This is a genomic window from Catenuloplanes indicus, assembly GCF_030813715.1.
Lineage (GTDB): Bacteria > Actinomycetota > Actinomycetes > Mycobacteriales > Micromonosporaceae > Catenuloplanes > Catenuloplanes indicus.
In genome coordinates, this window is the sequence record NZ_JAUSUZ010000001.1 from 8,046,103 (window position 1) to 8,069,199 (window position 23,097).

25 protein-coding genes are annotated in these 23,097 nt (G+C 72.6%); 12 read left to right on the plus strand and 13 right to left on the minus strand.

What is annotated here, in order from left to right:
* Positions 1 to 122: 122 nt before the first annotated feature.
* The 6 genes from zwf (at position 123) to J2S42_RS36010 (ending at position 6,969) form a co-directional block, all read left to right on the plus strand.
* The gene (zwf, locus tag J2S42_RS35985; RefSeq protein ID WP_307246568.1) at positions 123 to 1,625 is read left to right on the plus strand and encodes a glucose-6-phosphate dehydrogenase; all 1,503 of its coding nucleotides are present in this window, start codon (positions 123 to 125) and stop codon (positions 1,623 to 1,625) included.
* Positions 1,626 to 1,692: 67 nt separating this feature from the next.
* Positions 1,693 to 2,205 (plus strand): hypothetical protein, encoded by a 513-nt coding sequence (locus J2S42_RS35990; RefSeq protein WP_307246570.1) that lies wholly within the window; start codon positions 1,693 to 1,695, stop codon positions 2,203 to 2,205.
* A gap of 91 nt (positions 2,206 to 2,296) precedes the next feature.
* Positions 2,297 to 3,535 (plus strand): MFS transporter, encoded by a 1,239-nt coding sequence (locus J2S42_RS35995; protein ID WP_307246572.1) that lies wholly within the window; start codon positions 2,297 to 2,299, stop codon positions 3,533 to 3,535.
* Between the two features lie 48 nt (positions 3,536 to 3,583).
* Positions 3,584 to 4,900, plus strand: a complete 1,317-nt coding sequence (locus J2S42_RS36000) for a sensor histidine kinase (RefSeq protein WP_307246574.1) — start codon at positions 3,584 to 3,586, stop codon at positions 4,898 to 4,900.
* Positions 4,897 to 5,550, plus strand: a complete 654-nt coding sequence (locus J2S42_RS36005; RefSeq protein WP_307246576.1) for a response regulator — start codon at positions 4,897 to 4,899, stop codon at positions 5,548 to 5,550. The genes J2S42_RS36000 and J2S42_RS36005 overlap by 4 nt, the downstream gene beginning before the upstream one ends.
* Before the next feature lie 204 nt (positions 5,551 to 5,754).
* Positions 5,755 to 6,969, plus strand: a complete 1,215-nt coding sequence (locus tag J2S42_RS36010) for a glycoside hydrolase family 43 protein (RefSeq protein ID WP_307246578.1) — start codon at positions 5,755 to 5,757, stop codon at positions 6,967 to 6,969.
* Here J2S42_RS36010 and J2S42_RS36015 read toward each other — a convergent pair.
* The 4 genes from J2S42_RS36015 to J2S42_RS36030 all read right to left on the minus strand — a co-directional run bounded on the left by J2S42_RS36015 (position 6,940) and on the right by J2S42_RS36030 (position 9,293).
* Entirely contained in the window at positions 6,940 to 7,398 is a 459-nt protein-coding gene (locus tag J2S42_RS36015) for an SRPBCC family protein (RefSeq protein WP_307246579.1), read from the minus strand. The two genes, J2S42_RS36010 and J2S42_RS36015, sit on opposite strands and share 30 nt — an antisense overlap.
* A gap of 44 nt (positions 7,399 to 7,442) precedes the next feature.
* Complete coding sequence (locus J2S42_RS36020; protein ID WP_306831518.1) at positions 7,443 to 7,865, minus strand: CBS domain-containing protein; 423 nt, start codon at positions 7,863 to 7,865, stop codon at positions 7,443 to 7,445.
* Positions 7,866 to 7,955: 90 nt separating this feature from the next.
* The gene (locus J2S42_RS36025; protein WP_307246581.1) at positions 7,956 to 8,948 is read right to left on the minus strand and encodes a PfkB family carbohydrate kinase; all 993 of its coding nucleotides are present in this window, start codon (positions 8,946 to 8,948) and stop codon (positions 7,956 to 7,958) included.
* A gap of 60 nt (positions 8,949 to 9,008) precedes the next feature.
* On the minus strand, positions 9,009 to 9,293 hold the full coding sequence (locus J2S42_RS36030; protein WP_307246582.1) for a helix-turn-helix domain-containing protein: 285 nt from the start codon (positions 9,291 to 9,293) through the stop codon (positions 9,009 to 9,011).
* Between the two features lie 608 nt (positions 9,294 to 9,901).
* Here J2S42_RS36030 and J2S42_RS36035 point away from each other — a divergent pair.
* Entirely contained in the window at positions 9,902 to 11,458 is a 1,557-nt protein-coding gene (locus tag J2S42_RS36035; protein WP_307246584.1) for an amidohydrolase, read from the plus strand.
* Here the strand turns inward: J2S42_RS36035 and J2S42_RS36040 are convergent.
* The 3 genes from J2S42_RS36040 to J2S42_RS36050 form a co-directional block, all read right to left on the minus strand.
* Positions 11,447 to 11,578: a hypothetical protein gene (locus J2S42_RS36040; RefSeq protein WP_307246586.1), complete on the minus strand. Its 132-nt coding sequence runs from the start codon at positions 11,576 to 11,578 to the stop codon at positions 11,447 to 11,449. The genes J2S42_RS36035 and J2S42_RS36040 overlap by 12 nt on opposite strands.
* Before the next feature lie 10 nt (positions 11,579 to 11,588).
* Entirely contained in the window at positions 11,589 to 12,614 is a 1,026-nt protein-coding gene (locus J2S42_RS36045; protein WP_307246588.1) for an arabinan endo-1,5-alpha-L-arabinosidase, read from the minus strand.
* A gap of 135 nt (positions 12,615 to 12,749) precedes the next feature.
* Complete coding sequence (locus J2S42_RS36050) at positions 12,750 to 13,118, minus strand: VOC family protein (protein ID WP_307246590.1); 369 nt, start codon at positions 13,116 to 13,118, stop codon at positions 12,750 to 12,752.
* A gap of 239 nt (positions 13,119 to 13,357) precedes the next feature.
* Between J2S42_RS36050 and J2S42_RS36055 the strand changes: the two genes are divergently transcribed.
* Positions 13,358 to 14,800: a chitinase gene (locus J2S42_RS36055; protein WP_307246591.1), complete on the plus strand. Its 1,443-nt coding sequence runs from the start codon at positions 13,358 to 13,360 to the stop codon at positions 14,798 to 14,800.
* 57 nt (positions 14,801 to 14,857) lie between these two features.
* Here the strand turns inward: J2S42_RS36055 and J2S42_RS36060 are convergent, their stop codons facing one another.
* Positions 14,858 to 16,120: an erythromycin esterase family protein gene (locus tag J2S42_RS36060; RefSeq protein ID WP_370879462.1), complete on the minus strand. Its 1,263-nt coding sequence runs from the start codon at positions 16,118 to 16,120 to the stop codon at positions 14,858 to 14,860.
* Positions 16,121 to 16,166: 46 nt separating this feature from the next.
* Between J2S42_RS36060 and J2S42_RS36065 the strand changes: the two genes are divergently transcribed.
* Genes J2S42_RS36065 through J2S42_RS36075 form a run of 3 tightly spaced genes read left to right on the plus strand, consistent with a single transcriptional unit; the run spans position 16,167 to position 18,217 of the window.
* Positions 16,167 to 16,994, plus strand: a complete 828-nt coding sequence (locus J2S42_RS36065) for a TIGR03619 family F420-dependent LLM class oxidoreductase (protein ID WP_307246595.1) — start codon at positions 16,167 to 16,169, stop codon at positions 16,992 to 16,994.
* Positions 16,991 to 17,710, plus strand: a complete 720-nt coding sequence (locus J2S42_RS36070; protein ID WP_307246597.1) for an SDR family NAD(P)-dependent oxidoreductase — start codon at positions 16,991 to 16,993, stop codon at positions 17,708 to 17,710. Before J2S42_RS36065 ends, J2S42_RS36070 begins: the two co-directional genes overlap by 4 nt.
* Positions 17,711 to 17,767: 57 nt before the next feature.
* A complete protein-coding gene (locus J2S42_RS36075) occupies positions 17,768 to 18,217 on the plus strand; it encodes a GNAT family N-acetyltransferase (protein ID WP_307246599.1) in 450 nt (149 codons plus the stop codon).
* Here J2S42_RS36075 and J2S42_RS36080 read toward each other — a convergent pair.
* Both J2S42_RS36080 and J2S42_RS36085 read right to left on the minus strand, forming a co-directional pair.
* Positions 18,206 to 19,369 carry a dipeptidase gene (locus J2S42_RS36080; protein WP_307246601.1) on the minus strand — a complete coding sequence of 388 codons (1,164 nt, stop codon included), beginning with the start codon at positions 19,367 to 19,369 and terminating at the stop codon, positions 18,206 to 18,208. The genes J2S42_RS36075 and J2S42_RS36080 overlap by 12 nt on opposite strands.
* The gene (locus tag J2S42_RS36085) at positions 19,366 to 20,166 is read right to left on the minus strand and encodes an N-formylglutamate amidohydrolase (protein ID WP_307246603.1); all 801 of its coding nucleotides are present in this window, start codon (positions 20,164 to 20,166) and stop codon (positions 19,366 to 19,368) included. Before J2S42_RS36085 ends, J2S42_RS36080 begins: the two co-directional genes overlap by 4 nt.
* Before the next feature lie 172 nt (positions 20,167 to 20,338).
* Here J2S42_RS36085 and J2S42_RS36090 point away from each other — a divergent pair, with 172 nt between their 5' ends.
* Positions 20,339 to 20,803 carry a Clp protease N-terminal domain-containing protein gene (locus tag J2S42_RS36090; protein ID WP_307246605.1) on the plus strand — a complete coding sequence of 155 codons (465 nt, stop codon included), beginning with the start codon at positions 20,339 to 20,341 and terminating at the stop codon, positions 20,801 to 20,803.
* Here the strand turns inward: J2S42_RS36090 and J2S42_RS36095 are convergent.
* From J2S42_RS36095 to J2S42_RS36105, 3 genes are all read right to left on the minus strand, one after another.
* On the minus strand, positions 20,800 to 21,432 hold the full coding sequence (locus J2S42_RS36095; RefSeq protein WP_307246607.1) for a 2'-5' RNA ligase family protein: 633 nt from the start codon (positions 21,430 to 21,432) through the stop codon (positions 20,800 to 20,802). The genes J2S42_RS36090 and J2S42_RS36095 overlap by 4 nt on opposite strands.
* Before the next feature lie 150 nt (positions 21,433 to 21,582).
* Entirely contained in the window at positions 21,583 to 22,491 is a 909-nt protein-coding gene (locus J2S42_RS36100; RefSeq protein WP_307246609.1) for a GlxA family transcriptional regulator, read from the minus strand.
* The gene (locus J2S42_RS36105; protein WP_307246611.1) at positions 22,488 to 23,069 is read right to left on the minus strand and encodes an isochorismatase family protein; all 582 of its coding nucleotides are present in this window, start codon (positions 23,067 to 23,069) and stop codon (positions 22,488 to 22,490) included. Before J2S42_RS36105 ends, J2S42_RS36100 begins: the two co-directional genes overlap by 4 nt.
* Positions 23,070 to 23,097: the final 28 nt, after the last annotated feature.

The following is a 23,097-nucleotide window of genomic DNA, read 5'->3' on the forward strand; positions in this document are numbered from 1 at the left end:
CCGGATCCGCCCCGGCACACGTGACAGTGGGGGTGTCTGTCAGTGATCATGCCCGGCCCGGTCCGGCGAGAAACCGGACCGACAGAATGTTCGTGTGTTCCGTGTCAACCGTGGAGGTCTTGATGACTGACGAACTGCCGGCCCCGGAAACCGTTTTCCCGGAGGATCACCGCCGTGCCCCCGCCGGCGTCCTGGTGATCTTCGGGGCGTCCGGTGACCTGACCGCCCGCAAGCTCGGCCCCGCGGTCGAGAACCTGGCACGCCACAAGCGGCTGCCGTCGCAGTTCGCGGTGGTCGGCGTGGCCCGTTCGCAGATGTCCGACGAGGAGTTCCGGACCCGGATGACCGGCGGGCAGTCGGTGTTCCCGGACCTCAACGACGGCTTCCGGTACGTCGCCGGTGGTTACGACGACCCGGACACGTACCGTCGGCTCCGGGAACTTCTGGACCAGCTGGACGCGGAGCGCGGCACGTCCGGCAACCGCGCGTTCTACCTGGCCACGCCGCCGGAGGCGTTCCCGCACGTGGTGAACGGGCTCAAGGACGCGGGCCTGAACGAGCCGCGGCCGGGCGCGTTCTCCCGCATCATGATCGAGAAGCCGTACGGGCACGACCTGGAGTCGGCCCGCGAGCTCGACGGCACCGTGCACAGCGCGTTCGACGAGTCGCAGGTCTTCCGGATCGACCACTACCTGGGCAAGGACACGGTCCAGAACCTCCTCGCGCTGCGTTTCGCCAACGCGATCTTCGAGCCGATCTGGAACCGCACCTGGGTCGACCACGTGCAGATCACCGTGGCCGAGACGCTCGGCGTCGGTACCCGCGGCAGCTTCTACGAGACCGCCGGCGCCACCCGGGACATCCTGCAGAACCACGTGCTCCAGGTGCTCGCGCTCGCGCTGATGGAGCCGCCGTCCTCGTTCGACGCGGAGAACGTACGCAACGAGAAGGTCAAGCTGCTCCAGGCGATCCGGCTGCCCACGAACCGGGACATCTCCCGGATCGCGGTCCGCGGCCAGTACACCCGGGGCGGCACCGAGCAGGACCTGATGCCTGGATACCGGGACGAGAAGGGCGTCAACCCGCTCAGCCGGACCGAGACGTTCGCGGCGCTGCGCCTGGACGTGGACAACTGGCGCTGGGCCGGCGTGCCGTTCTACATCCGCACCGGCAAGCGCCTGCCGAAGCGCGTCACCGAGGTGGTGCTGCAGTTCCAGCGCCCGCCGCACCTGCCGATCCCGGTCGGCCAGGCCAAGGACCTCGCGCCGGACGCGCTGATCCTGCGCATCCAGCCGGACGAGGGCATCACGCTGCGGTTCGGCGCGAAGGTGCCGGGCCACGACTTCCGGGTGCGCTCCGCCACGATGGAGTTCTCCTACGGCGGCGCGTTCCGGGAGGAGTCGCCGGAGGCGTACGAGCGGCTGCTGCTCGACGCGCTGAAGGGCGACCCGACGCTGTTCATCCGCTCCGACGAGGTCGAGCAGTGCTGGCGGATCGTCGACCCGATCCTGCAGACCTGGGCCGAGGACCGCACGCCGGTGCCGCTCTACGAGGCCGCGTCCTGGGGCCCGGCCGAGGCCGACCGGCTGCTCGAGCGGGACGGCCGTACCTGGCACAACAGCTGATGTCCGACAGAGGCGCGCCCCGGCCGCGGGGTGCGCCTCGACGGACAGACATGGTTCGATGTGGACCATGTTCGAGAAGCTGCGCACCAACCCCATATTCCTCGACTTCGCCGAGCGGGCCGGCTGGTCGGCCGGGCAGGTCTTCTTCGCCACGCTGCTGGCCGGCGGCACCACCACCTCGGTCGCGGATCTGCCGTGGACCTACGCGATCACCGTCTCGCTCAGCGCCGCGCTCGCGTCCGTGCTGCTCACCGCGCTGCAATACCTCGGCAAGGCGACGAACCTGTCGTTCTGGCCGGACGTGTTCGTCCGTCTCGCCAAGACGTTCCTCTCCTCGCTGCTCGCCTCGATCACCGCGGCCGGCGTGTTCAACGCGATCGAGTTCGACTGGACCACCGCGCTCAACGTTGCGGTGGTGACCACGATCGCGGCGCTCGGCAAGAGCCTGCTCGCCCGGGAGAAGCCCACGGTGCCCGGCGGCGCCGAGTCCACCGGCGCACCGGAGCCGTCCGGGCGTGCCGCCAGCCCGTCCACGCTGGCCCCCGAGGTCTACCGCAGAGCCGTCACCCGGCGGCAGTGACGCCGCTCCCACCCGGAACAAATCCCTTCGTACCGTGGTCGCACTTCCCGGATCATGAGGGGCTGACGTTCCAGGGAAGAGCAGGTGAGGCATGGCCGGGCTGTCGCGTCGCGGTGAGGCGGTGGCGACGGTGGCGCTGGCCGCCATCGCGTTCATCATCGTCACCGGCGAGACGCTGCCGATCGGGCTGATCGCGGAGGTGTCGGACAGTCTCGGCGTCACCGAGAGCCGGGTCGGGCTGACCGTCAGCGCGTACGCGCTGATCGCCGCGCTGTCCGCGATCCCGCTCACCCGGTGGAGCTCGCGCTTCGACCGGCGGCACGTGCTGCTGGCCAGCGCGGCCGTGTTCGGCGTCGGTCACCTGCTGGCGGCCGCCGCGCCGGACGTGCTGGTGCTCGCGCTCGGCCGCGGGCTGGCCGCGCTCGGCCACGGCGTCTACTTCGCGGTGGCCGCACCGGCCGCGATGCGCCTGGCCCGCCCGGAGGTGCGCGGCCGGGCCGGTGCGCGCGTCATGGTCGGCGGCTCGGTCGCGCTGGTGATCGGCACGCCGCTGGCCACGCTGCTCGGCCAGGCGACGAACTGGCGGGTCGCGATGCTCGCGGTCGGCGTGGTCGCGGTCGGCCTGGGCGTGCTGGTCGCGCGGCTGATGCCGGTGCTGCCCGGCACGTCCGTGCGCGGCGGCGGCGCGAGCGTGCTGTCCACCGTGCGCCTGCCGGGCGTACTCGCGATCCAGGGTGTGGTGCTCTTCGCGGTCACCGGCCAGTTCACGCTGTACACGTTCATCGCGCCCTACGTCGAACAGCGGTTCGCCGTGACCGGCACCGGCCTGTCCGTCCTGCTGCTGGCCTACGGTGCGGCCGCGGTGGTCGGCTCCACGCTCGCCGGCCGCGTCGCGGACGTCAAACCCATTGCGGGGGTACGGGTGGCAGCCGCCACCTACGCGCTCGCGCTCGCCGGTCTCTGGGTCGCGGGCCTGTTCGAGACCGGTCCCGCCGGCCTGCCGATGGTGGTGATCTGGGGCGGCGCGTTCTCCGTGCTCAACGTGTGCGTCGCGCTCGCCGTGCTGCGCCGCGCGCCCGGCCCGCGCGCCGAGACCGCGAACGCGTTCACCGGCATCGTCTTCCAGGTCGGCATCGTCACCGGCTCCGCGCTCGGCGCGGTCGCCAACGACGCCGGCCTGCTCGCCACCGTCCCGCTGTTCACCGCCGCTGCCGGGGTACTGGTTCTGGCGATCACGCTGCTGCGCGGCCACGCGTTCGCGCCGGCCGAGGTCGCGCCGATCGAGGAACTGCGGCCGGCCGGGGTAGGGGTAGACCTACCCCGTGCGTAGGCGTACGACGGTGTTCGGCCGCGGCACGGTTGCATAGCGTCTGTGCTCATGGACGACAACGCGCTGACCGCGCTGAGACGGCGGAACTACCTGTTCACCTCGTGGCCGTGGCGCTCGCTGCTGTACGTGGCCAGCACGCCGGTGATCGCACTGCTGGTGTGGCCGCTCGCGCTGCCGGTGGTGCCGCTGGTCGCGCTGCTCGTGTCGCTGACCCGGGAGAGCACGGTCGACACCGGCACCGCGTTCGTGATCAGCGGTGTCAGCATCGCGTGCTACCTGGTGGCCGCGCCGCTGCTGGCGCTGCCGCTCGCGGCGCTGGAACGGCACCGGCTGCGCCTGGTCCGGCCGGAGCCGGTCCGCGCCGGGCACCGCGTGCCGCCGTCGACCGGACCGTGGTCGTGGCTGGTCACCCGCTACACCGAGGCCGCGACGTGGCGCGCGGTCGGCTACGGGACGCTGCTCGCCGCCGCCGCGCCGGTCTTCTCGCTGTTCGCGCTCGGCTGGGTGATGTTCGCGGTCGCGCTGCTGCTGGCGCCGTCCATCGTCTCCGGGGCCAACCCGATACACCTGGTGTTCATCGAGGTCAGCACGCCGGCCGAGGCCTGGCCGTGGACGCCGCTCGGGCTCGCGATGGTGGTGACCACGCCGTACGTGACCGGCCTGACCGCCTGGGTGCACGGCCTGGTCGCGGCCGCGCTGCTGAACGAGCCGGCGACCAGTGCCCGGCTGCACACCGAGCTGGTCGAGGTGTCCCGGTCCCGGGCCCGGCTGGTCGACGGCTTCGAGGCGGAACGCCGCCGGATCGAGCGCGACCTGCACGACGGCGCGCAGCAGCGGCTGGTCGGGCTGACGCTGCAACTCGGGCTCGCGAAGCTGGACGTGCCGGGCGACTCACCGGCCGCGGTCACGGTCGCGAAGGCGCACGAGGAGGCGAAGGCGCTGATGGCCGAGCTGCGCGACCTGATCGCCGGCATCCACCCGCAGGTGCTCACCGACCTGGGTCTGCCCGCGGCGCTGCGCGAACTGGCCGACCGGACCGCGCTGCCCGTGACCGTGCGCAGCGACCTGGGCGAACGACCGGCAACGCACGTGGAGAGCACCGCCTACTTCGTGGTCGCGGAGGCGCTGACGAATACGGTCCGGCACGGCCGCGCGACCCAGGCGTGGGTCCGGGCGTACCGGGAGAAGGGGCAGTTGATCGTGGAAGTGACCGACGACGGGCAGGGTGGCGCGCGTCCGGACCTGGGCACCGGCCTGACCGGGCTGGCCGACCGGGCCGCGACGGCCGGCGGCCGCATGCTGCTCTCCAGCCCGGCCGGCGGCCCGACCGTGGTCCGCATCGAGCTGCCCTGGACGACGGCATGACGCGGGTGGTGCTGGCCGAGGACGGCGTGCTGCTCCGCGAGGGCCTGGCCGGGCTGCTGGAACGCTTCGGGCTGCCGGTGGTGGCGGCGGTCGGCGACGCGGCCGCGCTGGTCGACGCGGTCGCGGAGCACGCGCCGGACCTGGTGGTGACGGACATCCGCATGCCGCCGACGCTGACCGACGACGGGCTGCGCGCGGCGCTGTCGCTGCGAGCCGCGCGTCCCGGGCTGCCGGTGGTGGCGCTCAGCCAGTACGTTGAGCGCTCCTATGCGGCCGCGCTGCTCGACTCGGACGGCGGCCGCGGCGTCGGCTACCTGCTCAAGGACCGGGTGGCGGACGTGGAGGAGTTCGTCGAGACGCTGCGCGGCGTAGCGGCCGGCGGCACGATCATCGACCCGACCGTGGTCCGGCAGCTGCTGCAGCGCCCGCCCGAGGACCCGGTGGCCCGGCTGTCCGCCCGCGAGCGCGAGGTGCTCGCGTCGATGGCTACCGGGCTGTCGAACGCGGCGATCGCGCGGGCGCTGTTCGTCTCCGAGGCCGCGGTCGGCAAACACGTCGGGAACATCCTGGCCAAGCTCGGGCTGCCGCCGGACGACGACTCCAACCGCCGGGTGCTCGCGGTGCTGACGTACCTGCATCGACGACCTTGACTAAATCTGTGTGAGCGCTAACACTGTCTCCCGAATGCCTCGCCGACACATCGATGCAACGCGCCGGACACGAGCGTGTGCGACATGGAGGCTGCTGTGAGACGTACCGCCGCTGGGTTGCTGGTCTTGGTTTGTGCGCTCCTCGGGTTTTCCGTTCCCGCTTCCGCGGCCGCGCCACCGGCTGGTTCGTGGACGCGGTACACCATGACCGCGTTCACGAACGGCAGCGAGTCGAACATGTACGTGTACGAGTCGCCGGACGCGACCGGGTTCCGGCTGCTGCGCGGCCCGGCCTACACGCCGCCGGCCGGGCTGATCCGCGACCCCAGCATCATCAAGCACACGGACGGCAGGTACTGGGTCGTCTACACCACGAACTGGACCGGCAACACGATCGGCCTCGCCACCAGCACCGACCGTCTCAACTGGACGTTCGTGCGTAACGTGACGATCCCGCTGACCGTGCAGAACACCTGGGCGCCGGAGTTCTTCATCGACTCGAACGGCAGCGTGAACGTGATCGTCTCGCTCTCCACGAACGGGGCGGACTTCACGCCGTACAAGCTGACCGCCACGAACGCGGCGCTCAGCGCGTGGTCGGCGCCGCAGGTGCTCAGCGGCATCGGGCCGAACTACATCGACACGTACGTCGTCAAGGTCGGCTCCACCTACCACGCGTTCACCAAGAACGAGACGACCAAGTTCATCGAGTACGCGACCGCGCCCGCGCTGACCGGGCCGTACACGATCTCGCGCACCGGCAACTGGGCCGGCTGGGGCGGGCCGCGCGAGGGCCAGGCGCTGGTGCCGCTGGACAACGGCGGCTGGCGGATCTACTACGACGGGTACACGGTCGGGCAGTACTACTTCAGCGACTCCTACGACGGGTTCGCCACCTGGTCGGCGCCGCAGACGCTGCCCGGGCTGTCCGGGTTCGCGCGGCACTTCACCGTGCTGAAGGAGGTCGTGTCCGGGGGCGCGTCGCTGCCGCTGGCCTCGCGCTCGCTGCAGTCGGTCAACGTCACCGACCGGTACGTGCGGCACCGCGACTACCTCGGATACGTGGAGCCGGTGACGGTCTCGTCGGCGGCGCAGGTCAAGCAGGACGCGACGGTCACGATCGTGCCCGGGCTGGCGGACGCGAACTGCTACTCGTTCCGCGCGCTCAACGGGTCGTACCTGCGGCACTGGGACTTCCGGCTGCGGCTGGACGCGTCCGACGGGTCGGCGACGTTCGCGCGCGACGCCACCTACTGCGCGCGGCCGGGGTCGGTGTCCGGATCGGTGTCGCTGGAGTCGTACAACTATCCGGGGCGGTACATCCGGCACTACGACTACGCGCTGCGGGTCGACCTCTACCAGGACTCGGCCACGTTCCGCGCGGACAGCTCATTCCGGGTGGTGACCGCCTGGGCTTAGCGTCGTCTCCAGCCGGGCGGCGAGCTCCCGGTGGGCTCGCCGCGCCTGGGTGAACGCGTAGGCGAAGAGCGGCGTGGGGGCGGTCAGCGTGACGTGGCAGTCGATCCGGGTGCGGCCGTCGTCCTCCGCGGTCACCGTGGTGCGGTTGCGGACCGTGACGCCGGGGGACTGGCGGGCGACCGTGTCCAGCGCGGTGCCGGACTCGCCGACGATGTCGGCCCGGTACCGGATGCGGAACCGCAGCGGGCCCCAGCGCATCGCGTCCGTGATCGTGTAGCTGCGGATCGCGCCGGCGCGCGGTGCGTCGGTGCGCACCGCGACGATCAGCGGGTGCAGCTCGCCCTGCCGGGTCAGGTCGGCGAGCAGCGCCATGGCCGTCTCCGGGGCGCAGCGCGGCCGTGCCGTGTAATGGAAATCGCCCGTCCGCACGGGATGATCCTATGCGGCGGGCGATCGTCCGTACCCCTCGGCGGTCAGCGGCCGTTCTGGGACAGCGCCTCGAGCAGGTCGCCGACCGGGCGGTCGGACATGGCGCGGGCCACGTCGGCCAGCGCGATGATGCCGACCAGGCTGGTGCCGTCGATCACCGGCAGCCGGCGCACCTGGTGCTGCGACATCGTGCGCAGGATCTCCCGGGCGTCGTCGTCCGCGCCGATCGTGATCGCCTCACCCTGCGCGAGTGTGCCCGCGGTGATCGAGTTCGGGTCCTTGCCCTTGCCGAGCACCTTCACCACGATGTCGCGGTCGGTGATCACACCCTTGATCTTGTTGTCCACGCCGCAGATCGGCAGCGACCCGACGTCCAGGTCCGCCATCTTCTTCGCCGCGGCCGACAGGTACTCGTTCTCGCCGACGCAGGTCACGTCAGTCGTCATGATCTCGCGAGCCGTCGTCATGATCAGCTACACCTCCGGGTTCGACGCACTTGCCTCCTTGATACCGCCTCCAAGGTGCGAATCACCCGGAATCCGGTCAACAGCCGCCCGTCAGCCGGCTGTTTCCCGCAGTGCGTCGTCGATCAGCGCGCGCTGGCGGGACAGGCTTTCCGGCGTCAGGCCGGGGCGCCCGCCGGGGTGACCGAGCGTGGAACTGGCGGCGGCGACCGCGCCGCTCGCGGCCGAGACCGGATCGTCCCCGCGCAGCAGCGCGGCCACCAGGCCCGCGACCAGGGAGTCCCCGGCGCCGGTGGTGTCCGCCGTCGTCGTCTGCACGCCGGGGATCACGACGTGGCCGTCCGTACCCCACGGGGAACGGGCCGACCAGGCGAAGAGATTGGCGCCGTCGTCCAGCGCGAGCGCGGCAAGCCACGGACCGCGCCGGTGGATCTCCCGGGCCGCGCGGAGACCGCGCTCCTCGGTCCCGACCTCCGCACCGGCCAGCAGTCCCGCTTCCTGCTCGTCCGCCCGGATCACGTCCGCCCAGCCCAGCAGGGCGCCGTCGCCGGGCGCTCCGTCCAGCACCACGATCGGGCCGCGCGGTGTCGTCCCGCTCTCCGCCTCCGGATCGCCGTGCGGTCCCGCGGTGCGGCGTGCCGCGCGAGCGGCGGCCAGGAGCGCTTCCGGCGGCTGCTGCAACTGCAGGACGACCGCGTCCGCGTTCGCCAGCCGGCCGGCCGCGGCGGCCACGTCGTCCGGCGTGAGCAGCGACGACTCCGGCAGATGCTGGACGTACCGCCACTCGCCGTCCGCGTCGAGCAGCTCCACGATCAGCGCGGACTCGCCCCGGACCGGCACGGACGACACGTCGATGCCGTCCTTGCGCGCCTGGTTCAGCAGCCGCTCACCGGTCTCGTCGGCACCGGCCACACCGAGCAGCGCGACCGGCACGCCGAGCTGCGCGAGCGCGACCGCCTGGTTCGCGCCCTTCCCGCCGAGCATCTCCCGTCGCTCGTGCGCATCGGCCGCCTCGCCGGCCCCGGGCACCGCCGGCACGGTCAACACCAGATCCCGGGCGATCTGCCCGGCCACCATCACCGTCATGACGCGCGCATACCCGCCCACGCCGGTGCGAATCACACCGCGCGGCCACCGCCGGTCGCGCTATGCCGCGAGATCGTCGCTGCCGGCGGTCCCCGGACGGGGGATGGGTGCCGACGCGGCCGAGACCGTGTCCAGCGACAGCCCGAGCGCGTCCGCCAGCGCCGCCACCGTGAAGAAGGCCGGCGTCGGGATGCGGCCCGTCTCGATCTTGCGGAGCGTCTCCGGCGAGATCCCGGCCGCGGACGCGACGTCGACGATGCTGCGGCTGCCGCGGGCGTCGCGCAGTGCGCGGCCCAGTCGCTCGCCGCGTTCCCGCTCTTCCTCGCTCAACGGCACCCTCACCATGGCCCTGATAGTAATACCGGTATAGTTATCGACGAAGCCCTCGGGCGCGAATTCCGGCGAGCGACACCCGCTCCACCCCGTGTGATCAATCAATGGAGCGATCGGGACATCAACTTCGCTGAATGACCTCCTTTCGCTCCGCCGCTGCGATGCTCAGGCGCGGCGGCCGGGGTCTTCATCCGGTCGACTCACTCTTCGCCGTTCCGTTCGGTGCCCACACGAGCGCACGCCCACCCGGAGCCCCACACGGAGCGGGCACCGATCCGGCCATGAGCGAAGAGAGGGCGTGCAGCAGGAAGGCCCGGCCGCGCCGTGGCGGCAAGATTGTGCGAGTGGATGGTGCAGTAGGGCGCCAGCACCCGGTTTCCATCCCATGGGGGGTCGCGGTGGCCGCACCTCGCCCCCGTTTCGGGACCCGGCGGGAGCGCCACGTGGGCGATGTGGACGGTCGCCGTGGGGGCGTGCGACGGGGACGTGCACGGAGGCCGCCTGCGGCCGGCCGGTGCTCGCGGGAGCGTGCGGAGGGTGAGCCGCCGGAAGCGGGCAGAGGATTGTGATCTTCGGGTTTTAGGCTGGGGGCAGCTGTCCGGGCTGTCGGAGGAGGCCGCGTGCTGGACCTGCGGATCGAGAACGGGACGATCGTCACGATGGATCCGGCGCGGCCGGTGGTGCGGGCGCTCGGGGTGTGGCGCGGGCGGGTGTTCGCGAGCGGTGACGACGTGGCCGGGATGCCGGCGCGCGAGGTGCTGGATCTGCGTGGCGCGACCGTGGTGCCGGGGTTCGTGGACGCGCACACGCACCTGGCGTGGACCGGGCTGAAGGCGCGGGCGGCGAGCGTGGCGCCGTCGGAGGACGCGGCCGCGATGCTGCGGGTGATCGCGGAGGCGGCGCGGCGGGTGCCGGTGGGTGGCTGGGTGGACGTCGGGGGGTACGACCAGCGACCGCTGGGGCGGCACCTGACGGCGGCGGAGCTGGACGCGGTCAGTGCCGGTCGCCGCGTGTTCGTGACGCACGACTCGGGGCACGCGTGCCTGGTCAACAGCGCGGTGCTGGCGATGCTGCCGGACGGCGTGCGGCACGAGGACGGCCTGCTCACCGAGGGTGACATGGCGGCGGTGCGGCGGCTGCGCTGGCCGTACTCGGTGGACGAGCTGGTCGCGGCGATCGAGCATGCGGGGCGGGAGTGCCGGGCGCAGGGCGTGACCGCGGTGTCCGAGGCCGGGATCGCCGGCGGGCTGGTCGGGCACTCGCCGGTGGAGCTGGCGGCCTACCAGGTGGCGCGGGAGCGTGGGCGGCTGCCGGTGCGGGCGCGGCTGATGGTGGCGGCGGACGTGCCGCACGCGGTGGCCGCGCACCCGGACGACGACCTTCCACAGGCTCTTGACCTCGGGGTACGGACCGGGCTGGGCGACGAGTGGCTGTCGATCGGCGCGCTGAAGGTGTTCACCGACGGTGGCATGATGGCCCGGACCGCCGCGCTGACCGAGAACTATGCCGGTCTTGACCACGCCGGCCAGCTCGCCGGCGACCCGGCCGCGCTCACCCGGACGATCGTCGACGGGCACCGGGCCGGCTGGCAGCTGGCCGTGCACGCGATCGGCGACCGGGCGGTCGACCTGGCGCTGGACGCGATCTCGACGGCGCAGGCGATCAAGCCGGGGCCGCGGCACCGGATCGAGCACGCCGGCCTGGTCCGCCCCGATCAGCTGGCGCGCTTCCGGGAGCTGGACGTGACCGCGGTCGTGCAGCCGAACTTCCTCTGGTACCTCGGCGACGACTACGCGGAGATCATGGGGCCGGACCGGGCCGGCTGGCTCTACCGGGGCGCCGGGTTCCTCGAGGCCGGCGTGCGGCTGGCGGCCAGCTCGGACCGGCCGGTGACGGACGGTGCGCCGCTGCGCGCGATCCAGTTCATGGCGGAGCGGCTGACCTCCGGCGGGCGTGTCGTCGGCCCGGCGGAGCGGATGAGCGTGGCGGACGCGCTGCGTGCCTACACCGTGGGTGCGGCCGCGGCCTGCGGCTGGGCGGACGATCTCGGCGCGCTCACGCCGGGGCGGCTGGCCGACTTCGTGGTGCTGGCGGAGAACCCGTTCGACGTGCCGGTGTCCCGGATCGCGGAGATCGCGATCCGGGACTCCTACGTGGGCGGTGCCTCACTCGCCTGACGAGCCGGCCGGATCCGGCCGCGCGAACCGGCGTGGGTTCGCCGGCCGCCGCACGTGCGGCCGCTGCGCCGCGTCGTAGCCGCAGACGGTGTGCCCGGACGCGAGAAGGGGCCGTCGCATGATCGGCGCTTCAGTAGACGAACGGCCAGCCGGCCGTGTCGTAGCCGATCAGGTTGATCCCGAGCCGGGACGCGCCGCTGCCGGTGTAGTAGTGGTAGACCAGCACCTCGGCGTCGGTGTCCGCGAAGACCGCCTGGTGCCCCGGCCCGATGATGCTGCCGTGCCGGGCCAGCACCTGCGTGCCGCCGCCGCTGGTCATCGCGGTGCCGTTGCGGTCCACGAACGGGCCGGTCGGGCTGGTCGAACGGCCCACCATGATCCGGTACGTGCTGTCCGCACCCCGGCAGCACAGGTCGAACGACACCCACAGGTAGTAGTAGCCGCCGTGCCGGAACACCACCGGCGCCTCGATCGCACCGCCGCCGCGCCCGGCCAGGCTGCGGACCGTGCTGTCCGCCCGCTTGCCGGTCGCCGGGTCCAGCCTGACCGTCTTGATCCCGGACCAGAACGATCCGAAGCTCAACCACCACGTACCACCGGCGTCGACGGTCAGGTTCGGGTCGATCGCGTTGTAGTCGTTGCCGGTGTTGCTCTCGATCACCAGACCGTTGTTGGTCCAGCTGCCGGACGCGCCGGTCGTGGACGTGGCCAGGAAGATCGCCGAGCGGTTCGACCCGAACGTCGAGGCGGAGTAGTACAGGTAGTACCTCCCGTTCCGGTACGACAGATCCGGCGCCCACAGGTTACGGCTGCCCCCGGTGTACGTCGTGGTCCACGACGCCCCGTTCGGGAACACCGTCCCCGCGTTGCGGAACGTGGTCCGGTCGGTCGAGGTCTTGAGCGCGATGTTGTCGCCGGTGTGCGCGATCAGATAGCCACCGGTCGGCGTCTTCACGATCGTCGGGTCGTGCACCCCGACGTCCCCGTTGACAACCCCGGGACCCGGGTACGCCGCCGGCGGCACCGTCGGCGTGGCGAGCACCCGCGGCCGTTGTTCCGCCGCGTGCGCCGTGAGCGTGGCCAGGCCACCGGTGAGAAGCACCGTCGCGGTGGCGGTGGCCAGCAGTCCCCGGCGGGCGATCCGGGACATAAGCATGGGTTTCCCCTCTCGGCCCGATCACGCTCCGCCGGGTGGAGACCAACAAAGGCAATCAGACACATCGATGTATCTGCCGCATGTTAGCGCTCACTTGGTGCCGGGTGTCAAGGTGTCACGCGTCTTGACGCGCCATCAGGCGACGCAGAACTCGTTGCCCTCCGGGTCTCGAAGCACGACGTGGCTGAAGATGCCGCCGTAGCTCTCGTCGCCGGCGTGAGTGGCGCCGAGGGCGATCAACTCGGCCGCTCGGCGGCGGATCGCGGGCTCGTCCTTGGTCGAACCGGTGGGGCGGATGTCGATGTGCAGCCGGTTCTTGGCGGTCTTGCCCTCCGGCACCCGGAGGAACGAGATGGCGGGGCCGTGGTCATCGGGGTCCATGATGGAGGCGCCGTCCGGATCGTCGTAGCCGGGTTCGGGCAGGTAGCCGAGCGCGGCGGCCCAGAAGGCGGCGAGCCGATGGGGGTCGGCGGCGTCGAAGCAGAGGGTCCAGGAGGCGGCCATGCTCCTGACCCTAATGTGCGTTTTCCCGCGGATTGTCGTCGTGGGTTTTCCGGCGGGTTGGCTTCGCCGGTTCGGCCGGTGCTGGTGGGCGGCATGAATGGCGTCAGGCGCCGCCCGGCACTCGATGCGTGCGTCAACCCTAATTAATCCATAACAGTCTTCCCCTGGACTGTTAACAGTCCTAATAATTCCCGTGACGGCGGTCGACCCCCATCGCCGCCTTGATCATGGGAGGTGCCATGAGACGAACTCGGCTTGCGGTGTTGGTGGCGACGTCGGCGCTGGTGGTGGCGGGTGCGGCGGTGGTCTGGACGGCGGGGCCCGCTGCGGCTGCGGCGAACACCGCCACGTTCACGAAGACGTCGGACTGGGGTTCCGGGTGGGAAGGGCGGGTCACCGTGACGAACGGTGGCACGGCCGCGTTCAGCTCGTGGACCGTGGCGTTCGACCTGCCGGCGGGGACGTCGGTCAGCTCGGCCTGGGAGGCGGACGTCACCGCCGCCGGCACCCGATGGACATTTCGCAACAAGAGCTACAACGGTACGGTCGCCGGCGGCGCGTCGGTGACCTTCGGGCTGATCGGGGCGGGTCCGGGCAGCCCGTCGAACTGTACGCTCAACGGCGCCTCCTGCGGTGGTGCGGTGGTCACGCCACCGCCGACGACGAGCTCACCCACGCCGAGACCGACCACCCCGGGCCCCACCACGCCGCCCCCGACCACGCCGCCCCCGACCACGCCACCGCCGACCACGCCACCGCCCACCACGCCGCCGCCGAACAACGGGACGCTGCCGAAGCACTTCCTGACCGGGTACTGGCACAACTTCGTCAACCAGGCGGTGGAGCTGCGGCTGCGGGACACGCCGGCGCAGTACGACCTGGTCGCGGTCTCGTTCGCGGAGGCGACCAGCACGCCGGGGGCGGTCACGTTCGGCGTGGATCCGGAGCTGTCGGCCGCGCTCGGCGGGTACTCCGACGCGGACTTCCGCGCTGACGTCCGTACCCTGCAGGCCAGGGGTTCGAAGGTCATTCTGTCGGTCGGCGGCGAAGCCGGCCGGGTGGCGGTGTCCGACGCGGCGAGCGCGGCCGCGTTCTCGAACACGATGTGGTCGATCATTCAGAGCTACGGCTTCGACGGTGTCGACATCGATCTGGAGAACGGGCTGAACCCGACCTACATGGCGCAGGCGCTGCGGTCGCTGCACGCGAAGAAGAGCAACCTGATCATCACGATGGCGCCGCAGACGATCGACATGCAGTCGACCGCCGGGTCCTACTTCGCGCTGGCGCTGGCGATCAAGGACATCCTGACGGTCGTGCACACGCAGTTCTACAACTCCGGCGCGATGCTCGGCTGTGACCAGAACGCGGCGTACGCCCAGGGGACGGTCAACTTCATCGTCGCGCTCGCCTGCATCCAGCTGGAGAACGGGCTGCGGCCGGACCAGGTCGCACTCGGTCTGCCGGCCGGTGCCGGCGCCGCGGGCGGCGGCGTGGTGTCGCCGAGCGTGGTCAACGCGGCGCTCGACTGCCTGGCCCGCGGCACCAACTGCGGCACGTTCAAGCCACCGCGCACCTACCCGGGCATCCGCGGCGCGATGACCTGGTCGGTCAACTGGGACGTGACGAACGGCAACGGCTTCGCCGGCACGGTCGGCCCGCACCTGGACACGCTGCCCTGAGACCGCCGGTGCCGGCACGGATCCCGTGGCCCGGGATCCGTGCCGGCACCGCCCGGCTCAGACGCCGGACGGGTAGGCCTCCAGCTCGTGCACGTCCGCGTGCAGCGTGTGGATCGGGCGTACCCCGCTGGTGGCGGCGAACCACATCAGGTGGTCGTAGCGGCCGGCCAGCACGGTCGGCACGTAGTTGCCCCAGGACTCGCGCTCGGGCCGGTAGACGACGCCGATCGCGCGGTGCGGGACGGTGTCCGTCAGCAACGGCGGCGGATCGGCCGACGGGAAGATCAACGCTGCTGACGGCGGGGCGTGCTGCTCCAGCAGCGCCTCCAGCGAATCGCTACGACCGGGCGGGACCGGCAGTTCCTCGGTCGCGCTGCCCCAGGCGCGGGCCGCGATGACCGAGCCCGGCCCGCCCGCCACCCCGACCAGCGCCACGTCGTCCGCGCCGAACCGGTCGCGGGCCAGCTGTCCGATGGTCACCTCGCCGAGCGCGGCCATGTCGGAGCCGCGGGCGTCACCGATGTGCGTGTTGTGCGCCCAGACCACGGCCTTGGCCTGCGTGCCGTAGTGATCGAGCAGGCGGGCCAGCGTCGCGTCCATGTGGCGGTCACGCACGTTCCACGAGTCCGGTCCGCCGCGGACCATCGCCCGGTAGTAGGCCTCTGCACCGGCCACCACCTCGGCGTTCTGCCACGCGTCGAACTCGGTGCCGCCCGCCAGCCGGCGCAGCAGCGAGACCACCTCGTCCTCGCAGCTGGCCGGCACGAACCGGGTCGCCATCGCGTACCGCTGCGGATCCTCGCCGAACGGCTCGAAGCACCGGAACGCGGCGGTCGCCTCGGCCAGCGCGTCCGGGGCGGACCGGCGCAGATAGTCCAGGATCTCCCGGAGCGACTCCCACAGCGAGTAGAGGTCCAGGCCGTGGAAGCCGGCCCGGCCGTCCGGCGGCAGCGACGCGTTGTGCCAGTGCAGCCAGCGGCAGAAGTCGGCGACCTCGTCGTTCGCCCACATCCAGGTCGGCCAGCGTTCGAAGAGCGCCAGCGCGGCGCGCGGATCGCTGGGCGCGTCGTCCGTGCAGCGCACCGAGCGGTCGATGCGGGCGCAGTCCGGCCAGTCGCCCTCGACGCCGACGAAGCTGAACCCGTACTCGGTGATCAGGCGTTTGGTGATCTCCGACCGCCACCGGTAGAACTCGTGCGTGCCGTGTGTCGCCTCGCCGAGCATGACCACGCGCCGGTCACCGATCCGGTCCAGCAGCGCGTCCGTGCCCTCGCGCCCGGTCTGCGCCAGGCGGGCGATGTCCTCCGCGTAGGTGCCCATGCGGGCACGTACCCGGCCCACCGCGCGACTAACTAGGGTGATCGCCATGAAGTTCGCGGTCAGTTATGGTTCGACGGCCTACGGCGTCGACCCCGATCACCTGGTGCGGTACGCGCGGCACGCGGAGGAGCTCGGATTCGAGGGCATCTACCTGCCGGAACACGTCGCGCTCGGTCCGGGGATGACGTTCGGTGAGTACGAGATGCCGGTCGACCTGCCGTACGCGGACCCGATCGTGTGCCTCACGTTCGTGGCCGCGGCGACGTCCCGGCTGCTGCTCGGCACCGGCGTGCTGCTGCTGCCGTATCACCACCCGGTCACGCTGGCGAAGCGGCTGGCCACGCTGGATCTGCTGGCCAAGGGGCGGTTGCGGCTGCTGACCGTGGGCGTCGGCGCGTTCCCGCAGGAGGCGGACGCGACCGGCGTGGACTTCCGGACCCGGGGCCGGCGCGCGGACGAGGCGCTCGAGGTACTGCGTCTGCTGTGGACGGAGGACGAGGTGAGCTACGACGGCGAGTTCTACCGGCTGGACCGGGTCACCAGCCGCCCGCACCCGCTCGGTGGCCCGCTGCCGGTGCACGTCGGCGGCTCGTCCCTGGCCGCGGCCCGCCGGGCCGCGACGTACGGCTCGGGCTGGTTCGCCGGCGGCATGCTGGGCCCGGCCGACCGGATCGCGCAGCTGGAGGTGGCGCGCTCGTCCGGGCGGCCGATCGAGTACACGCGCTGGGGTTCGATCTCGCTGACCGCGGAGGGCGCGGACGGCTTCGCCCGGCAGGGCGTGGACCGCCTGGTGGTCAGCCCGTCCGGCGCCACCTGGGCGGAGCAGCGCGACGAGCTGACCGCGTTCGCGGACCGCCACGGTCTGTCCGGATGAGCTACGTGGTCACCGGCGGTGGCCGGGGGATCGGCCGGGCGATCGTGGAGCGGCTGCTCGGCGACGGCCACCCGGTGGTGGTGATCGAGCGGGACCCGGTCGAGCTGCCGGCCGGCGCGGTCGCGGTGATCGGGGACGCCGGCGCGGACGAGATCACCGAGCTGGCCGCGGCGCGCGCGGCACCGCTGGCCGGCTGGGTCAACAACGCGGCCGTGTTCCGCGACGCGTCGCTGCACGACTCGCCCACGCAAGACGTGCTCGACCTGGTCACGGCGAACCTCGGGGTGGTGGTCTCCGGCGCGCGTGCGGCGGTCCGGGCGTTCCTCGCCGCCGGTACGGGCGGGAGCATCGTCAACGTCTCGTCGCATCAGGCACGGCTGCCGGTGCCGGGGTGCCTGCCGTACGCGACCGCGAAGGCCGCGATCGAGTCGCTGACCCGGGCGCTCGCGGTCGAGTACGGCCCGCGGGGGATCCGGGTCAACGCGGTCGCGCCCGGCTCGGTCGACACCGAACGCTACCGGGAGATCGCCGATGCGCACGTGGCGGCGGAGATGGCACGCCTGCATCCGCTGGGCCGGGTCGCGCGCGCGGCCGAGATCGCGGACGCGGTCGCCTACCTGCTGTCCGATCGGGCCTCGTTCATCTCCGGCGTCACGCTGCCGGTCGACGGCGGCCGGTCGGTGCGCGGCCACGATCCGGAACCGCCGCGCCCGTGACGTGGTGCGCACCGGTGAGCACTGCCGGCGAAACGTGAATCTGCCACACTGTGCCGCATGGCGATCTTGGTGCGGCCGGTGCAGGGCGCGGACGCGGACCGGGTGGCGGAACTCCTGACGCAGCTCGGCTACCCGGCGGACGGTGCCGCGGTGGCGTCCCGGCTGGACTACTGGGGTGATGAGCCGTCCGCGGCCGTGTTCGTGGCCGTCGCCGACGAGCTGGTGGTCGGCGTGGCCGCGGTGCACGTGAGCCCGCTGCTGGAGGTGGACGGTCACTACGCGCGCCTGGTCGCGTTGGTCGTCGACGCGGACGCGCGGCGCGGCGGGATCGGGCGCGCGCTGATGGCGGCCGTGGAGGCGTACGCGAGCGCGTTCCGGTGCGCGTTCGTGGAGGTGACCAGCGGGCGCCGGCCGGAGCGCGAGGCGGCCCACCGGTTCTACCGCGGCCTGGGTTTCGAGGACCTGAACGACATCGCGTACCGGTTCCGCAAGCGGCTACCCCAGTAGCTCCTCCGCCGCGTCCTCGGCCGCGCGCAGCACACGCAGCACGTTGCGGCCGGTGAGCGCGGCCAGGTCGGCCTCCGGCCAGCCGCGGCCGGCGAGTTCCTCGAGCAGCCGCGGGTACGCGGAGACGTCCTCCAGGCCGGCCGGGAGCGTGTCGGTGCCGTCGAAGTCGCCACCGAGTCCGATGTGGTCGACGCCGGCCACCTCGCGGGCGTGCTCGACGTGGTCGGCCACCTGCGCGATCGTGGCCCGCGGGCGCGGGCCGAGCCCGAGGTCGACGTCGGCGACGACCTTCTCGGTGTACACCGGTTCCTGGTGCGCGCGCGGCGCCGGCGGCCACGGTACCGCGCCGACCGGGAGGCCGCGCCGGGCCCGCTCCGCGTCCGCGGCCCGCTCCCAGGCCAGCACCTCCGCGGAGACGAACGGCGGCACGAACGTCACCTGCACCACGCCGCCGTTGTCGCGCAGCCGGCGCAGCACCCGGTCCGGCACGTTGCGGCCGTGCTCGGTGAGCGCGCGGCAGGAGGAGTGACTGAAGATCACCGGCGCGGTCGCCACGTCCAGCGCCGCGTCCATCGTGCCCTCCGCCACGTGCGCGAGGTCGACCAGCACGCCGATCCGCTGCATCTCGCGGACGATGGCGCGGCCCTCGTCGGTCAGCCCGCCGTGCACCGGGGCCTGCGCCGCACTGTCCGCCCAGGGCGTGTGGTGGTTGTGGGTCAGCGTGACGTACCGGACGCCGAGCCGGGCCAGGCAGCGCAGCACCGCGGTCGAGGAGGCCAGGCTGTGCCCGCCCTCCACGCCGATCAGCGACGCGATCCGGCCGTTCTCGAACGCCTTCACGACCTCGTCCGCGGTACGCGTCAGGGTCAGCTGGCCCGGGAACGCCGCGGCCATCCGGTGCACCGCGTCGACCTGCTCCAGCGTGGACACCACCGCCTCCGGCTCGGGCAGGCTGGACGGCACGTAGACGGACCAGAACTGGGCGCCCACGCCGCCGGCGCGCAGCCGCGGCAGGTCGGTGTGCAGTGCGGGCAGGCCGGTGTCGAGGCCGTCCACGGCGTACCCGCGGTGGACGCGCAGCTGCCAGGGGAGGTCGTTGTGGCCGTCGACCACCGGGGACTCGCGCAGCACGCGCGCGACGTCCGCGCTCATGCGGCCACCGCGTCCACCAGCGCGGCCAGTCGTGTGACGATCTCGTGCAGCCCGTCGTGCGGCGGCCCGCCCGGCTCGGTCATGTACGTGTCTCGGCGGATCTCCACCATCAGCGCGCTCACGGCAGGCTCCTTCCGGTAGTGGCGCAGCGGCACGTACGTACCGGCGAACGGGGTGTTGACCTGGGTGTTCGGCAGCGTCTCGCGAGCGGCGGCGAGCAGCCAGGGCGGCGTGTGGAAGTCGTCGACGCCGAGGCAGATCTCCGGCCGTGGGCCGTCCGCGTGCAGCTCGTAGGGGAGCGGCTCGGTCTGGTAGGAGTGCACGTCCAGGATCACCACCCGGCCGAGCGCGGCCAGGCGCCGGTCGACCAGCGCGGCCATGCCCTCCGCGTACGGCCGGTAGTGGGTGTCGAGCAGCCATGCGTCGCGCGCCGGGTCGTCGTCGCGCAGCACCTCGCCGTGCGCGGTGCGGGTGTAGACCGCGGCCATCCCGGCGCGCGCCATCTCCTCGGTGTCGTCCGGGAAGCGTTCCGGGTCGACGACCAGGCGGGAGAACGCGTTCGCGAACGTCCACGGCGTCGTCGCCGCACGCGCCGCGGCCCGCTCCGCGATCTCGCGGGTGTGCGCGTCCGTGAGCAGGTCCAGCTCGCGGGTCAGCTGTGCCTCGTCCAGTCGCAGGCCGCGCCGGGCCTCGGCGGTGAGCGCGCGGGAACCGTGCGGCACGTGCAGCACGACCGGTGAGCCGGGCGCACCCTCCACAAGATCAAAAACCGTCGCGGGTACGTCGCCGGAGATCACGACGAGACGCTATCCGACCCGGCGCCCGGAGGGAACGGACCCAGCCTCCTAGGATGCGCCAGGCGGTGTGCGGGCCGCGCGAATGAATGTGACCGAACGAGCGGGAGTCCTTGTCTCACGTGTCCACCCGGCGGAACAGTGGACTCCGGTCGTCCTCTCCTCGGGAGGTTCCATGACGTCACCCGCCATCGATCTGACCGACCGGGTCAAGCGCGTCCTCGGTCTCGCGCATGCCGAGGCCACCGCGGTCCGCAGCAGCGTCATCTCACCGATCCACCTGATCCTCGGCGTGCTCGGCGCCCGCGGCCCCGGCGCGCAGCTGCTCCGCGACCTGGCCGGTGGCAAGGCCGTGGCCGGCGGCGCGATCCGCCCGCTGCTGGTGACCGGGCCCGACCCGTCCCCGGCCAACCTGCCGTTCACCTCCACCGCGGAGGCCGGGCTGCGGCACGCGCTGGAGGAGGCGCGGCGCACCGGCGACGCGCGCACCGGCACCGAGCACCTGCTGCTGGGCCTGCTGCACGCGATCGCCGACCCGGTGACCGCGACCCCGGCCGACACGGTGCTGGCCCGGGCGCTGGCCGCGGTCGGAGTGGACCACCCGGCCGCGGTCCGGCTGGCCGAGTCGCGCCGAACCTAGCCGAGCAGCGGGAACGTCGCGATCGGGTCCCAGCGGTACTCGGTGCGCATCGCGTCCTGCTCGACCTCGACCAGGTGGATCTCGTCGACCGTGAACGGGGCCCGGCTCGGCCGTACCTTGCGCCGGACCAGGCTCTGCACCCGGCCGGAGTCGCCGCTGCCGTTCGCGTACCCCAGCGTCAGGTGCGGCGGCATCGCGTCGAACTCGACCGCCTCCAGCCCGATCGTGTCCTCCACCGCGGCCCGGATCCGCGTGTAGACCTCGTGGAACGGCTCACCCGGCAGGTCGCCGTCGACGTCCAGCACCACCGCGTTGCGGGTGGCCAGCGCCGGGCCCGCGGTCAGCGTCATCGGGCCCAGGCCCTCCAGGTAGGTGCCGACAGTGCGGATCAGGCCGCGCCGCTGCCGGTCACCGACCTCCTCGGCGGCCACGCCGGTCACCATGTGCAGCGTGATGTGCAGCCACTCGTCCTGCACCAGCGTCAGGAAGGGGAACTCGTCCAGCACGTCCCGGTAGTCCTGGATCAGCGCGTCGAGTTCGCCGTTCAGATCGAGCGACGGGATGAGGTAGAAGTGCAGGCGCGTCTGCTCGTCCGGCCAGATCCGGCTCCCGGACATGAACTTCTCCACGCAGGCACCCCTTTCCGGCCGACCGCGTCATTCTGAGGGGCGGGGCCTCGCGGTCCGCAGGCCCCGCCCAAGAATGCCGTACCGGTCACGTCCGCGGTGGCCCCACGAAGATCATTCGTCCTGCTACGGGTGCATTTGTGCCATCAATGATCACCTCTTCGGCGGTACCGGCGCCGCGCGCGATCGGAGGCGGCGGAGCATGCGCGGGTCGGTGAAGCCGGTCGCGTGCGCGGCGGACTCGACGGTGGCGCCGTGCGCGATCAGGTGGCCGGCGCGTTCCAGGCGGAGCTGCTGCTGGTAGCGCAGCGGCGTCAGGCCGGTCGCGGCGCGGAACAGGCGGGTCAGCGTCCGGTCGGCGACGCCCGCGGCGGTGGCCAGCGTGGCCAGCGGCAGCGGCTCGGTGAAGCGGGCGTCGATCACGTCCTGCACCCGGTGGACCGCGTCGCTGAGGTGCGCGCGGTGCCGCAGCATGGCGCTGGCCTGCTGTTCGTCGCCGTTGCGGCGGGCGTAGACGACCATGGCGCGGGCCACCCGGGCCGCGGCGGCCGGGCCGTGCGCGGCCGCCACCAGGTGCAGCGACAGGTCGATGCCGCTGGCGATGCCGGCGGACGTGACGACGCGGCCGTCGACCGTGTAGAGCACGTCGCGGACCACGGTCGCGCGCGGGTGACGGCGGGCCAGCTCGTCCTGGAGTTCGTGGTGGGTGGTGCAGCGCCGGCCGTCGAGCAGGCCGGCCCGGCCGAGCGCGTCCGCGCCGGCGCAGACGCTGGCGACGGTGCCGCCGGCGTCGTGGTGCGCGCGCAGCCGGCCGAGCGTGGCGTCGGACAGCGGACCGGTGCCGGCCAGCGTGGGCGACGCCCGCCAGCCGGGGACCACGACCAGGTCCGCGTCGTCCGGCCAGTCGAGCGACGCGCGGACCGGCAGGCCCTGCGCGGACCGGACGTCCTCCCGCTCGGCCACGAAGTGCAGCCGGTAACCGGCCGTGTCGAAGACCTGGGCCGGGCCGGCCAGGTCGAGCAGGTGCACACCGGGCACGAGCAGCAGGACGACGGCGGTCACCGGGCCACGACCTCCGCCACGGTACGGATCGTGGCGAACCGCCCGGCCAGCGCGTACTCCGTGCGCTCGACGATCGCGGCGGTGTCCAGCGTGCGCGGGTCGGCCAGGATCTCCGCCCACGGCCGGTCCGCGGCCGAGCGGTGCGGGATCGGGAACGTCGCGGTCGCCTCGGTCACGAACACCACGTCGTAGCCGAGGTCGGCGGCGACCCGGGCGGTGGTCTCGCAGCACTGCTCGGTCTGGATGCCGCAGATCGTCAGCTCGCCGATCCCGGCCACGGTGAGCAGCCGCTGCAGCTCGGTGCTGGTGAACGCGTTCCGGGTGGTCTTCGTCAGCACCGGCTCGCCGGGCCGCGGGTCCAGGCCGTCGATCATGCGGACGAAGCCGGACGCCGGGTCGAACGGCCCGCCGGTGCCGGGCTCGGCGTGCAGTACCCAGATCACGGTGTCGCCGCGCTCGCGGGCCGCGGCGACCAGGTGGGCCACCCGGCCGGCGATGTCCGGCACCGAGACGGACGCCCAGCGCGGGCCCTGACGGAACGACTCCTGCACGTCGACGACGATCAGCGCTTGTCTCATGCCCCGATCCTCGCAGCCGGTGACCTGC